Source organism: Streptomyces sp. NPDC031445, from assembly GCF_055581365.1.
This window is the reverse complement of the sequence record NZ_JBVIJO010000006.1, coordinates 67,872-79,788: the sequence shown is the minus strand read 5'-3', so window position 1 is coordinate 79,788 and position 11,917 is coordinate 67,872. Positions and strand designations below refer to the sequence as shown.

The 11,917-nt window shown below is 74.2% G+C and carries 12 protein-coding genes; 8 read left to right on the top strand and 4 right to left on the bottom strand.

The genetic code is table 11. The features are described 5' to 3' along the window. Positions 1-114 precede the first annotated feature (114 nt). From ACZ5DC_RS17640 to ACZ5DC_RS17630, 3 genes are all read left to right on the top strand, one after another. Positions 115-1,683: a DUF4331 domain-containing protein gene (locus tag ACZ5DC_RS17640; protein WP_468653663.1), complete on the top strand. Its 1,569-nt coding sequence runs from the start codon at positions 115-117 to the stop codon at positions 1,681-1,683. Between the two features lie 86 nt (positions 1,684-1,769). Beyond that, the gene (locus ACZ5DC_RS17635) at positions 1,770-3,248 is read left to right on the top strand and encodes a tetratricopeptide repeat protein (protein WP_468653661.1); all 1,479 of its coding nucleotides are present in this window, start codon (positions 1,770-1,772) and stop codon (positions 3,246-3,248) included. A 107-nt stretch (positions 3,249-3,355) separates the two neighbouring features. Then, positions 3,356-4,906: a HoxN/HupN/NixA family nickel/cobalt transporter gene (locus ACZ5DC_RS17630; protein WP_468653659.1), complete on the top strand. Its 1,551-nt coding sequence runs from the start codon at positions 3,356-3,358 to the stop codon at positions 4,904-4,906. A 124-nt stretch (positions 4,907-5,030) separates the two neighbouring features. On the opposite strand, the gene ACZ5DC_RS17625 is transcribed toward ACZ5DC_RS17630, so the two are convergent. After that, a complete protein-coding gene (locus tag ACZ5DC_RS17625) occupies positions 5,031-5,837 on the bottom strand; it encodes an SGNH/GDSL hydrolase family protein (protein WP_468653657.1) in 807 nt (268 codons plus the stop codon). Positions 5,838-6,062: 225 nt separating this feature from the next. Between ACZ5DC_RS17625 and ACZ5DC_RS17620 the strand changes: the two genes are divergently transcribed. Together ACZ5DC_RS17620 and ACZ5DC_RS17615 are read left to right on the top strand one after the other, a co-directional pair. Continuing rightward, positions 6,063-7,157 carry a DUF5925 domain-containing protein gene (locus tag ACZ5DC_RS17620; protein WP_468653655.1) on the top strand — a complete coding sequence of 365 codons (1,095 nt, stop codon included), beginning with the start codon at positions 6,063-6,065 and terminating at the stop codon, positions 7,155-7,157. A gap of 15 nt (positions 7,158-7,172) precedes the next feature. Continuing rightward, positions 7,173-7,943 (top strand): DUF72 domain-containing protein, encoded by a 771-nt coding sequence (locus ACZ5DC_RS17615; RefSeq protein ID WP_468653653.1) that lies wholly within the window; start codon positions 7,173-7,175, stop codon positions 7,941-7,943. Between the two features lie 70 nt (positions 7,944-8,013). Here ACZ5DC_RS17615 and ACZ5DC_RS17610 read toward each other — a convergent pair whose 3' ends face one another. Continuing rightward, positions 8,014-8,385: a GntR family transcriptional regulator gene (locus ACZ5DC_RS17610; RefSeq protein WP_468653651.1), complete on the bottom strand. Its 372-nt coding sequence runs from the start codon at positions 8,383-8,385 to the stop codon at positions 8,014-8,016. Between the two features lie 71 nt (positions 8,386-8,456). Between ACZ5DC_RS17610 and ACZ5DC_RS17605 the strand changes: the two genes are divergently transcribed. Next, complete coding sequence (locus ACZ5DC_RS17605; protein WP_468653649.1) at positions 8,457-9,386, top strand: GNAT family N-acetyltransferase; 930 nt, start codon at positions 8,457-8,459, stop codon at positions 9,384-9,386. Beyond that, positions 9,367-9,867 carry a ribonuclease FAU-1 family protein gene (locus tag ACZ5DC_RS17600; RefSeq protein WP_468653647.1) on the top strand — a complete coding sequence of 167 codons (501 nt, stop codon included), beginning with the start codon at positions 9,367-9,369 and terminating at the stop codon, positions 9,865-9,867. The genes ACZ5DC_RS17605 and ACZ5DC_RS17600 overlap by 20 nt, the downstream gene beginning before the upstream one ends. A 22-nt stretch (positions 9,868-9,889) precedes the next feature. Here ACZ5DC_RS17600 and ACZ5DC_RS17595 read toward each other — a convergent pair whose 3' ends face one another. After that, positions 9,890-10,510: a class I SAM-dependent methyltransferase gene (locus tag ACZ5DC_RS17595; RefSeq protein WP_468653645.1), complete on the bottom strand. Its 621-nt coding sequence runs from the start codon at positions 10,508-10,510 to the stop codon at positions 9,890-9,892. A gap of 138 nt (positions 10,511-10,648) precedes the next feature. Here ACZ5DC_RS17595 and ACZ5DC_RS17590 point away from each other — a divergent pair, with 138 nt between their 5' ends. After that, complete coding sequence (locus tag ACZ5DC_RS17590; RefSeq protein WP_366750669.1) at positions 10,649-10,783, top strand: hypothetical protein; 135 nt, start codon at positions 10,649-10,651, stop codon at positions 10,781-10,783. 258 nt (positions 10,784-11,041) lie between these two features. Here ACZ5DC_RS17590 and ACZ5DC_RS17585 read toward each other — a convergent pair whose 3' ends face one another. Then, a complete protein-coding gene (locus ACZ5DC_RS17585) occupies positions 11,042-11,902 on the bottom strand; it encodes an esterase/lipase family protein (protein ID WP_468653643.1) in 861 nt (286 codons plus the stop codon). Between the last annotated feature and the right edge of the window lie 15 nt (positions 11,903-11,917).

Below are 11,917 nucleotides of genomic sequence, written 5' to 3'. Positions count from 1 at the left end.
CGAAAACGCGGGTCCGGGAGCGGCGAAAAGTTTTTCCCGTCCGGCCAATCCGCTTCGCGTCCCCGCTCCGTATACCCGTCCGTCAAAGGCAAGTCGGCACTGAGGACGGACGGCATGACACCTCTCTTCTCCCGGGGCGCCCTCGCCAGCAGGGCACACTCCGGGCGCGGCACCGGACGCACGGGCCTGGTCACGCTCATCTGCGGGGCGCTGGCCGCCGGAGGGCTCACGGCCGCCGGCGTCGCGACGCTGGAACCCGGGACGGCCGCCGCCTCCTCCCACCGGGAGGCCCCGCTGATCTCGGGCACCCCGCAGTACGACAACACGGACCTGTACGCGTTCGTCAGCCCGGACAAGCCCGACACGACGACGATCGTGGCGAACTGGATCCCCTTCGAGGAGCCGGCCGGCGGACCGAACTTCTACACGTTCGCCGACGACGCCCAGTACGACCTCCACATCGACAACAACGGTGACGCGCAGGGCGACCTGGTCTTCCGCTACACCTTCAGGACCCGTACGAAGAACGGGAACACGTTCCTGTACAACACCGGCCCGGTCACCAGCCTGGACGACCCCGACCTCAACGTCACCCAGACCTACGACATCGATCTCATCAGGCTCCGGGGCGGGCACGAGACGTCGAGGACCAAGCTGGCCGACGACGTGCCGGTGGCGCCGTCGAACGTCGGCAAGGCGTCCATGCCGGACTACGGCAAGCTGCGCGCGCAGGCGGTGTACAGGACGGCGGGCGGCGCGGCGACCTTCGCCGGGCAGGCCGACGACCCGTTCTTCCTGGACCTGCGCGTCTTCGACCTGCTGTACGGCGGGAACCTCACCGAGGTCGGGCGGGACACCCTCAAGGGCTACAACGTCAACACCCTCGCCCTCCAGGTGCCGAACGAGCTGATCCGCGAGTCCGCCCGCCAGCCGGTCGTCGGCCTGTGGTCCACCACCCGGCGCCGCAACGCGCAGGGCTACTACAGCCAGGTCTCGCGCCTCGGGAACCCGCTGGTCAACGAGGTCGTCAACCCGCAGAAGGACAAGGACAGGTTCAACGCCTCCCAGCCCGCGTACGACGCGCAGTTCCTGAAGAACGTCACCAACCCGGAGCTGCCGAAGCTCATCGAGTCGATCTACAAGATCAAGGCACCCGCCGAGCCGCGCAACGACCTGGTCGACGTCTTCCTCAAGGGCGTCAAGGGCCTCAACCAGCCGCCGGACGTGCGGCCCGCGGAGGAGCTGCGGCTGAACACCTCCGTCCAGCCGAGCACGCACCCGAAGCGGCTGGGGGTGCTGGACGGTGACAACGCGGGCTTCCCGAACGGCCGCCGGCTCACCGACGACGTCGTCGACGCGGCCCTCCAGGTGGTCGAGGGCGAACTGGTCGGCGCCAAGAACGACCTGGGCGACGCGGTCGACAGGAACGACAAGGAGTTCGAGAACTCCTTCCCCTACGTCGCCCAGCCCACGTCCGGCTCGCGCGGCCCGCTCGCCAAGGGCACGACGGCGGGGACGGACGTGCGCAGCCGGCTCGGGGACGCCCTCCAGCCGGCCGGGGCCTCCGGCGGCTCCGGCGACACCGTGCTGATCGCCGCGTCGGCGGCATCCGGTGCGGCCGGGATCCTGCTGGCCGGCAGCGCCCTCGCCTGGTGGCGCCGGCGCGTGCGGCGCCCGTACTGACCCGCACTCACCCAGACCGGCGCGGCCCGTGTTCCTCTCCCCCCACGGCGGGCCGCGCCTCCCACACGACCGACGGAGGAGAACGCATGGGCCCGCGCGGGCAGGACGACGAGCAGGACGGGCAGCGGGTGGTGCAGCGGGACCACGAGCGGGACGTGCGGAGGGCGGAGGGTGCCCAGGAGCACGGACCGGGCACGGGCGATGAGCGGGGCGCCGCCGTCCGGCGGGTCGGTGCTGCCGGGCGGCTGTGGCAAGGCAGGGCCCGGCTCACGCTCGGCGCCGCCCTGCTGGCGGTCGCGCTGACCGGTGGGGCCGTCGCGCTCGGTGCGGACCGGGCGCCGGCAGCGGCGCCGGTCTCCGCCGGTGCCGTCGACCCCGGCGTCCTCGGCGGCGGCGATCTGGACGCGGGCGTCACCGCGCTCCAGAGGCACCTGCGGTCCCAGCCGAGGGACGCCGGAGGCTGGGCCACCCTCGGTCTGGCCTACGTCGAGCAGGCGCGGACCAAGGGCGACCCGTCCCGCTACCCGCGGGCGGAACAGGCGCTGCGGCGGTCCCTGTCGCTGGCGCCGGGCGGCGACCAGGCCCTGGCCGGCCGCGCCGCCCTCGCCGCCGCCCGGCACGACTTCGAGGACGCCCTCGCCTTCGCGGACGCGGCCCTGCGCCGGAATCCGTACAGCGAACGCGCGCTGTCCTCCCGGATCGACGCCCTGGTCGAGCTCGGCCGGTACACCGACGCCGCCGGGGCCGCGAAGACCGCCGACGCGCGCAAGCCGGGCGTACCGGTGTTCACCCGGTACGCGTACGTGCGCGAGCTGCGCGGGGACGTGACCACGGCACGCCGGGTCCTCCGGCAGGCGCTGTCCGCCGCCGGTTCGCCGGGCGACACGGCGTACGTGGCCACACAGCTCGGCCAACTCGCCTGGAACCAGGGGGACTACAAGGCGGCACTCAGCTGCTACGCCCGCGCCCTGGCCGCCGACGACGGCTACCTGCCGGCGCTGGAGGGCCGGGCCCGCGCGCGGGCGGCGAGCGGTGACCGGGCCGGGGCGGTCACGGACATGGAGACGGTGGTCGCCCGCTCCCCGCTGCCCGGCCCGCTGGTCGCACTCGGCGAGCTGTACGAGGCGCGCGGCGCGGCCGGCGACCGGGCGCGGGCCCGGCGGCAGTACGCGCTGGTCGACGCCTGGACGGCGCTGGCCCGCGCCAACGGCGTCAACGCCGACCTGGACACCGCGCTGGCCGCGGCCGACCACGGCGACAAGCGGGCCGCCCTGCGCGCGGCCCGCGCCGAATGGGCCCGCCGGCACACCGTGCACACCGCCGACGCCCTCGCCTGGGCGCTGCACGTCAACGGCCACGACACCGAGGCCCTGCCCTACGCCCGCCGGGCCGGCGCCACCGGCTACCGCAACGCCGCCTTCCGCTACCACCGGGGCGTGATCGAGCTGGCCACCGGCCACCGGGCCGCCGGCCGGGCCTCGCTCGCCTCGGCCCTGGAACTGAACCCCGGCTTCTCCCCGCTGGGTGCGGCACGGGCCCGCACCGCGCTGGAGGGGGCCGAGTGACACCACGGCCCCGCCCCGTCGCACCACGCCCCGCCGCACCACGTGGACGCCCGGCCGGGCCGCGTCCGCGCCGGGGGGCACCGCGTCCGCTGTGCGTCCTGGTCGCCGTGTGCGCCCTGGCACTCGTGCCGGCCGGCGCCGCGCACGCGCACCCCCTCGGCAACTTCACCGTCAACCGCTACGACGGCCTGGTCGTCGCTCCCGGACAGCTCCGCGTGGACCATGTGGAGGACCTCGCCGAGATCCCGGCGACCCAGGCCGGGGCCGACATCGAGCGGCTGGGACTGGGCGCGTGGGCCCGGCAGCGGTGCGCACGGGCGGCCGCCGGCAGCGGCCTGCGGGTCGACGGGCGTACGACCGCCCTCACGGCCGTCCGCGGCAGCGCGCGCACGCGTCCCGGCCAGGCCGGCCTCGACACCCTGCGCGTGGAGTGCCGGCTGACCGCCCCGCTGCCCCGCGCGGGAGCCGTCACCCTCGGCTTCCGGGGCGCGAGGGCCGCCGGCGGGCCCGGCTGGCGGGAGATCACGGCGCGGGGCGACCGCATGACGCTCACCTCGACCGACGTGCCGAAGGAGTCGGTGTCCCGGGAACTGACCTCCTACCCCCAGGACCTGCTGTCCTCCCCCGCCGACACCGGATCGGCCGCGCTGCGGGTGCGGCCCGGCGGTCCGGCGCTCGCGGCGGACGCGCGGCGGCGGGCGGCCCCGGGTGCCGGTGTGCTCCCCCGGGGTGCCGACCGCTGGACCCGGGCCCTGGAGGACCTCGTGGCCCGGCAGGACCTCACCGCCGGCTTCGCCGCCCTCGCCCTGCTCGTCGCCGTCGCCCTGGGCGCGCTGCACGCGCTGGCGCCGGGCCACGGCAAGACCCTGATGGCCGCGACGGCGGCGGCGCGCGGGGGCCGGGCCCGGCCACGGGACGTGCTGCCGATGGCCGCCTCGGTCACCGTGACCCACACCCTCGGCGTGGTCGCCCTGGGCCTGCTGGTCACGGCCGGTTCGGCGGCCGCGCCGGCGGTGATCTCCTGGCTGGGCCTCGCCGGTGGCGTCCTGGTGCTGGTGGCGGGCGTCACCCTCGTCCGCCGTGCCTGGCGCGACCGTGCGCGGGCGATCACGGTGGCCCAGGACGTGGTGGAGCGACGGGAGTTGGCGACTGTGGGCGGCGGACACAGCGCCGCCCTCCAGCATCACCACCACGACGGTGTGGAACACGCCCATGGGGACGACGCACACCCTCACTCGCACAGCCACGGGGGGCACAGCCACGGCGGGCACACGCACAGCCACGGCGGCCACACCCACACCCACCCCACCGTGCCCACACTCCGCGGCACGATCCTGCTCGGGTTCGCCGGCGGGCTGGTGCCCAGCCCGTCCGCCGTGGTCGTCCTGGTCGGCGCCGCCGCGCTCGGCAAGGCCTGGTTCGGCCTGCTGCTCGTCGTGGCGTACGGAGCCGGTCTCGCGCTGACGCTCACCGCCGCCGGGTGCGCCGTCGTACGGCTGGGCGCGGGGGCGGTACGGGTGCTGGAGCGGCGCCCGCGCTGGAGCGCCCACCCGGTGGCCGTCCTGGCGCGCCGGGCCCTGCCGCTCGGGTCGGCCCTGGTCGTGCTGGCGCTGGGCGTGGGACTGGTGCTCAAGGGGGCCGTGGCCGCGCTGGGCTGAGCCGCTTCGGATGCGCCGTTCCCGGCGGGCGTACGAGGGCGGCGGAGACCCCGTCGTCCGGGACCCCCGCCTCACCTTCGTGCTCACCCGGAGAACTTCACCCTGCCGGGTGAGCCCGGACGGGTCATGCCGCGTTGTTCAGCACCGGCAGGTAGCCGCCGGACTGGCCGGACGCGGTCGGGTGGTACGACACGCCGATGTCGAGCCAGTTGACGCTGTGCAGCCAGGAGTCGCCGGAGCAGATCTCGTGGCCGGAGAACGTGGTGCGGACGTCGCCGAAGACGAAGTTGTGGGCGGTGGCGCGGGCCTTGATGGTGTTGTCCATGTAGTCGGCGGCGTCGTTGATCGCGGAGCGCTTGGTCTCGGAGAGGCCGAGGCAGGTCTGGCCGAGCAGGTAGAAGCGGGGGTAGCCGATGACGACCACCCGGGCGGACGGGGCTTTGGCGCTGATCGCGTTGTAGACGGTGTCCAGCTTGCCGGGGAGCGTGTTGGCGACGTACGCCCTGGCGGTGTTGATGCGGGACAGGCACGTGCTGTCCGAGCTGGTCACGCAGGTGGTCATCACGTCGGCGAAACCGGCGTCGTTGCCGCCGATGGTGAGGGACACCAGTGAGGTGGAGGAGTTCAGCGAGCCGAGCTGGCCCGCGAGCACGTCGTCCGTCTTCGCGCCGGAACAGGCGTTGAAGGCGAACGAGGAGGGGCTGTGGGCGGCGTTCCACAGGTAGGGGTAGGCCTTCGTGCTGCGGTCGCAGTCGCCGCTCGAGCTGATGTAACTGCCGGCGCCCACCCCGGAGGAGTAGGAGTCGCCGAGTGCGACGTAGCCGCCGGTCACGGCGGTCGAGGACGCCTGCGCCGAAGCGGCCCCGGTGAGACCGAGGCCGGCGGCGAGGAGGAGCGAGGTCACGAATCCGGTAAGTCGGGAACGTCTCATGGAACCTCCCTTTAGCAGGATGTCTGCCAGCAACTGTGGTAGCAGCTACGCGTGTTGACCGGAAGTGTTCATGCCAAAATAGTCGCCATCTCGACAGGATCGGCCCAGGACGTTCACCGCTCGTCTCTTGCGCATGCCCGCCCCGTCGGCCGACCGCCCGTCAGCGCCGGGACGAGGGACGGGAAATGCCGTGCGCGGGCCCCCTCCGTGACGGATCATGGCGGCATGTCTGCCAACCCACACGACGCTCTGCCGATCCGGCTCCACGTCGACGACTCCGACTCGCCGTCCGACGTCGTCGACGCGCTGTTCCTCGGCCGCTTCGCGACGGGCGAGCAGCCGTACTCGCACGCCGTGAACCTCGACCGGGTGCGCTCGGGCGCGACCCTGCTGCCGGAGGGCGCCCGCGTGCTGCGGATGGCCCGCGACGACGACCGCAGCGCGACCCTCGCCGAGGGGGACGGCTGGACGCTGCTCGTCTCCCGCTGGAACCGGGGCGCGGACGTCACCGTCACCGCGACCAGTGCCGAACTGGCCGAGCGAATCCTCGGACAGGCCACGGACGGCGCGGCCGACGAGCCGGAACCCCAGCCGGAGAACGTGACGATGGGGTTCTGGTACGTCTCCCCCAGGCGCGGCCCGCACCGCACCACCCGGCAGATCTCCGCCGGCACGTGGGACGAGGTCCGGCCCAACTACACGGCGCCGGTGGCGGACGCGATGGACCGTCTGATGAAGACGACCCCGGAGGACATCGCGGGCCGGCTGCTGCTGCTCCACGGCCCGCCCGGCACCGGCAAGACCTCGGCCCTGCGCACCCTCGCCCGCTCCTGGCGCGACTGGTGCCAGGTCGACTGCGTCCTGGACCCCGAGCGGCTCTTCTCCGACGTCGGCTATCTGATGGACATCGCCATCGGGGAGGACGACGGCGCGGGCAAGGGCCGTTGGCGCCTGCTGCTGCTGGAGGACTGCGACGAGCTGATCCGGGGCGAGGCCCGGCACACGGCGGGCCAGGCCCTGTCCCGGCTGCTGAACCTCACCGACGGCCTGCTCGGCCAGGGCCGCAACGTCCTGGTCGGCGTCACCACCAACGAGGACCTGGAGCGGCTGCACCCGGCCGTGGTCCGCCCCGGCCGCTGCCTGGCCCGCATCGAGGTCGGCCCGCTGACCCGCCCGGAGGCGGTGAAGTGGCTCGGCACCGAGGAGGGCGTCGGCCGGGACGGCGCGACCCTCGCCGAGCTGTACGCGCTGCGCCGGGGCACCGCGCCGACCTCGGTGCCGGGGGCCCGGGAGGGCGCGGACGCGGGCCTGTACCTCTAGTGCTTTGATGAGGGTATGACCCTGTTCGTCGGCACGTCGGGGTGGCAGTACAAGGACTGGCGGGACCAGGTCTACCCGGCCGGGGTGCCGGCGCGGCTGTGGCTGGAGGAGTACACCCGGCTGTTCGCGACCGTGGAGCTCAACAACGCGTTCTACCGGCTGCCGTCGTACGACACCTTCGCCGCCTGGCGCGTCCGGGTGCCGCCGGACTTCGTGGTCGCGGTCAAGGCCAGCCGGTTTCTCACCCACATCAAGCGGCTCAGGGACCCCGAGGAGCCGGTGCACCGCCTGATGACCCACGCCGCGGGCCTCGGCGACCGCCTGGGCCCGGTCCTGCTCCAGCTCCCGCCCACCCTGCGCGCCGATCCGCCGCTGCTGGACGCCTGCCTGGCCTGTTTCCCGGCCGGTACGAGGGTCGCGGTGGAACCCCGCCACGACTCCTGGTGGACGGGCGAGGTGCGCGAGGTGCTGGCGTCCCGTGGCGCGGCCCTGTGCTGGGCGGACGTCCTGGCCCGCCCGGTCACCCCGCTGTGGCGCACCGCCGGCTGGGGCTACGTCCGCTTCCACCAGGGCCGCGCCCGGCCCTGGCCGCGCTACGGCCGCCGCTCGCTGGAGACCTGGGTGGACCGTGTCGCGACGACCTGGTCCGGCGCCGAGGACGTGTACGCGTACTTCAACAACGACCCCGGCGGCGCGGCGGTCCAGGACGCGGTGGCGTTCGCCCGGGCGGCGCGCCGGGCCGGCGTGACGGTGACGAGGACACCGGAGCCGGCGGGACTGGGCTGATCCCCCGCCCGGCCGGCACGTCGGCGCCGCTCACCCCTCCCGTCGCCCGTGCCCCTCCGTCCCCCCGCGCTCAGCCCTGCCCGTAGGCCGCCCGCAGGGCGTCCCGCACGGCACCCAGTGCCTCGTCCTCGGCGAGCCCGAGCCGCCGCACACGCTCGACGTACGCCTGGGCGGCCAGGGCGGCCTCCCGTACCGCGGCCGAGCCGGCGGCGGCCACGAACGTGCCGTTGCGCCCCCGCGTCTCGATCACCCCGTCGCCCTCCAGCGCCCGGTACGCCTTCGCCACCGTGTTCACCGCGAGTCCGAGGGACTCGGCCAGCCCCCGCACGGTCGGCAGCCGGTACCCCATTGGGAGCGCGCCGGACCGCGCCTGCTCGGAGATCTGCGCCCGGACCTGCTCGTACGGGGGCGCGCTGTCATCGATGCGGATCTTCAGGCTCACACGGGCGATTGTCCCGCACCCGCCGGAAAATGAGAGGCACCCGGTCCTCCCGGCCCGTACGGTGCCTCCTCATGACCGTCCTCGTGCGCCCCCTGCGCCCCGACGTCCCCGCGGACGCCGAGGGCTTCGCCCGCGTCCGCCGCCTCGCCCTGCCGTACATCCTGTTCACGCCGGACTCGGTCAGGCACACGGTGGTCCACACGCACCCGGACGCCCGCTTCCGGCCGCTCGTCGCGGAGGAGGACGGCGAGATCATCGGCACGGCACAGGTGCACCTGATCCCCGACAGCCCCGACCCGGGCCAGGGCGCCCTCAACGTCTACGTCCGCCCGGACCGGACCCGCCGCGGTGCCGGCCGGCTGCTGGTCCGGGCCGCCGAGGAGTACCTGGCGCGGGTGGGGGCGACCAGGCTGTTCGCCTGGGCCCTGGACGAGCCGGCCAACCAGGTCTTCGCCGAGCGGCGCGGCTACCGGCGGGGCCGTACCGCGCACTTCCTCCGCCTGGACCTGGCCGACGGCACGCTGCCGCCGCTCCCGGAGATCCCGCCCGGCGTCGAACTGCGCACGGCCGCCGACTTCGCGGACGACCCCCGGCCGCTGTTCGACCTGGACGCGGAGACGGTGCTCGACGAACCGGGCGACGTGGACTACGAGTTCACCGACTACGACGCCTGGCTCGCGCAGACCTGGAACCACCCGCTGCTGGACCGGGAGCTGACCACGACCGCCTGTGCCGACGGCCGTCCGGTCGCCTTCACCGTGGCCTACACCGACGGCGACGGCCGCTACTCCACGGCGATGACCGGCACCGCCCGCGCCCACCGCGGCCGCGGTCTGGCCAAGCTCGCCAAGGCCCACTCTCTGCACCGGGCCCGCGCCGCCGGTGTCACCGAGGCCTTCACGGGCAACGACACCGGCAACGCTCCCATGATCGCGGTCAACAAGTGGCTCGGGTACGAGGTCTGCGCGACGGAGGTGCGCTATGTCCGCGAACTCGGCTGAGCCGGCCCGGCTGGAGGTCGTCCTGGTCAAGGCGGGCCGTACGAAGATCCGTTACCCGGCGGAACTGCTCGGGGACGACGGCGACCGGATCGCCGTGCGCGCGCCCTGGGCGGGCTCGGGGGTGCGGGACTTCGGGTTCGTGCGGTTCGAGCCCGGTGACGTGTTCACCGAGTACTACTGGCGGGAGCGGTGGTACTCGGTGAAGGAGGTCCGCGCGGCGGACGGCTCGGTCAAGGGCTGGTACTGCGACATCACGCGTCCCGCGGTCCGCTCCGGCACGGAACTGGTCGTGGAGGATCTCGACCTGGACCTGTGGCGCTCCGCGGACGGGCGGGACGTACGGCGCCTGGACGAGGACGAGTTCGCCGCGAGCGGTCTCGCGGAGGCGGACCCGCGGGCCGCGGCCGCCGCGGTGGCGGCCCTCGACGCGCTTCAGGCGCTGGCGGTCCGCCCCGGCGGTTTCGCGGAACTGCTGGCCTGACCGCCGGCCCGGCTGCCCGGGGTCACACGGTGGCCACCACGGCGTACCGCTCGTCGTCCACGTCCTTGCCCCACAGCAGGGAGTCGCCGGACAGCGGCTCCACGCGCACGTCCCGGCTCAGCGGCTCCAGCAGGGCGGTGAGCCGGGCGGCCGGTACGCCGACCGGGCTGAGGGTCCCCCACACGCCCTCGACCAGCACGAACCGGCCCGCGCGGCGCAGCAGCTCCCGCCAGTGCCGCAGCGCCCCGGCCGGATCGGGCAGCGCCCACAGCACATGCCGTACGAGGACCACGTCGAAGCGCCGCTCCCCCACCGGCGGGGCCGCGGCGTCCCCGCACAGGATCGTCGCGCGGCGCCCGGCGAGCTTGGCCCGGGCCCGCTCGGCCATCGCCGGGGACCGGTCGACACCGGTCACCCGGTGCCCCTGTTCGGCGGCGAGGAGTGACAGGCTGCCGGTGCCGCAGCCGAGGTCGAGGACGTCCGCGGGGTGCCCGGGGAGCCAGCCGCGCAGCCGGTCCGCCCAGGCCGCGCGCACCTCGGGATCGCGCAGGCCGTGGTCGGGTTCGTCGTCGAAGGCGGCGGCCTGCGCATCCCAGTCCGCTTCCGGGGCAGCCGCACCCCTGTGCGCGTTCTCGCTCGTCATGCCCAGAGGGTGACACAGGCCACTGACAGCGCGGACGTGACAGCCGCCACTGACAAACCGGCACCGATGAGGAACTCTCGCCGAAAGCGTCTACCTCCGTGACAACACGGAACCCGGTAGGCACTGAAGGAGGCAGCCATGCGCCGTACGACCGTGCAGAAGCCCCTGAAGAGGACGGACAGCCGCCGGATCCGCGACGAGGCGGAGCAGCGCCCGGCGGGGCGCCCCGAGGTGCGCAAGGACATCGCCCGCACCTGGTGGCCCGACGGCTGACACGGCGCCGCGCGCCGTCTGCCTGAGCGCAGTCTGAGCGCTTCCTTAAGCGGACCATAAAGATCTCCCCCGCCCGCTCCCCGCGGGTGGTTCCACGGCTCCCCGGGGTTAGTTTCGGATCACCCCACGGGATCCGGGCCCGCCCCGCCACCGTTCGGAGGAGTTCCGCACGCTCGTACGCCGCGTGTCCGGCGGTCAGCGCCGGTGAGGGTTCCGGGGTCCGTCCGGCGGCTCAGGCCGGACAGACCCCGGCGCACCTCAGCTGAGGGCGGACGCACAGGTGGTGGCGGTGGCGTGGGCCGGGTCGAGCGCGTTGGCCACCTCGTGGAAGGCGATCCGGTCGGACAGGCCGATCGCGAGGTGCTCGGAGAGGTCGAGCGGGCACAGGTCCTGGAGCAGGACGTTGCGGACGCCGGACCCGCTCAGGTACTGGGTGCGCCAGGGGGTGACCACCTCGTCGTACTGGCTGGCGATGACCGTGTAGCGCACTCCGGGAACGGTGTCGCCGCCCGCGTTGAGCCTGGTGAGGAAGGCGGAGCCGGTGATCTGGTCGGCGAGGCCGGGGGTGGTGGCCTTGAGCAGGTCCTCGGCGCCGGGGAAGTACGGCAGCAGGTGGGTGAGGCCGTCCAGGTCGGTGCCGTGGTTGTCGGGGGCGATGCCGACGAGGGCGTTCACCTTGGCGGCTCCGCCGAGGAACTTCAGGTAGTAGCGGGGCATCATGCCGCCCTGGGAGTGGCCGACCAGGTCGGCCTTGGCGGCTCCGGTCGCGGCGAGCACCTTGTCGACGAAGGCGGCCAGTTGTCCGGCCGACGCGTCGATGGGGCCGAGGCCGTGGAAGAGGGGGACGCCGGGCAGTTGGCCGTAGTCGAGGGAGTAGACGCAGTATCCGCGGCTCTGCAGATAGGGGGCGAGGCCGAGCCAGTTGTCGACCGAGTTGCCCAGGGTGCCGTGGACGAGGACGACGGGGCGGGGGTGGGCGGCGGAGGGCCGGCAGGTGTAGTCGTTCCAGCCGGAGTGGGGGGCGTCGGAGGCGCTGGCGGTGGCGGCCGGCACGACGGCGACGGCGGCGGTGAGGAGCAGGGCGGCGAGGGGTCTCAGCGCGCGTTTCCAGGGCAGCATCGTGTGGTCTCCTTG

Coding starts and splice junctions, on each gene's coding strand:
- ACZ5DC_RS17615 (WP_468653653.1), top strand. CDS start 7,173: ATGACCCTGTTCGTCGGCACGTCGGGGTGGCAGTACAAGGACTGGCGG.
- ACZ5DC_RS17640 (WP_468653663.1), top strand. CDS start 115: ATGACACCTCTCTTCTCCCGGGGCGCCCTCGCCAGCAGGGCACACTCC.
- ACZ5DC_RS17595 (WP_468653645.1), bottom strand. CDS start 10,510: ATGACGAGCGAGAACGCGCACAGGGGTGCGGCTGCCCCGGAAGCGGAC.
- ACZ5DC_RS17605 (WP_468653649.1), top strand. CDS start 8,457: ATGACCGTCCTCGTGCGCCCCCTGCGCCCCGACGTCCCCGCGGACGCC.
- ACZ5DC_RS17600 (WP_468653647.1), top strand. CDS start 9,367: ATGTCCGCGAACTCGGCTGAGCCGGCCCGGCTGGAGGTCGTCCTGGTC.
- ACZ5DC_RS17635 (WP_468653661.1), top strand. CDS start 1,770: ATGGGCCCGCGCGGGCAGGACGACGAGCAGGACGGGCAGCGGGTGGTG.
- ACZ5DC_RS17590 (WP_366750669.1), top strand. CDS start 10,649: ATGCGCCGTACGACCGTGCAGAAGCCCCTGAAGAGGACGGACAGCCGC.
- ACZ5DC_RS17625 (WP_468653657.1), bottom strand. CDS start 5,837: ATGAGACGTTCCCGACTTACCGGATTCGTGACCTCGCTCCTCCTCGCC.
- ACZ5DC_RS17585 (WP_468653643.1), bottom strand. CDS start 11,902: ATGCTGCCCTGGAAACGCGCGCTGAGACCCCTCGCCGCCCTGCTCCTC.
- ACZ5DC_RS17620 (WP_468653655.1), top strand. CDS start 6,063: ATGTCTGCCAACCCACACGACGCTCTGCCGATCCGGCTCCACGTCGAC.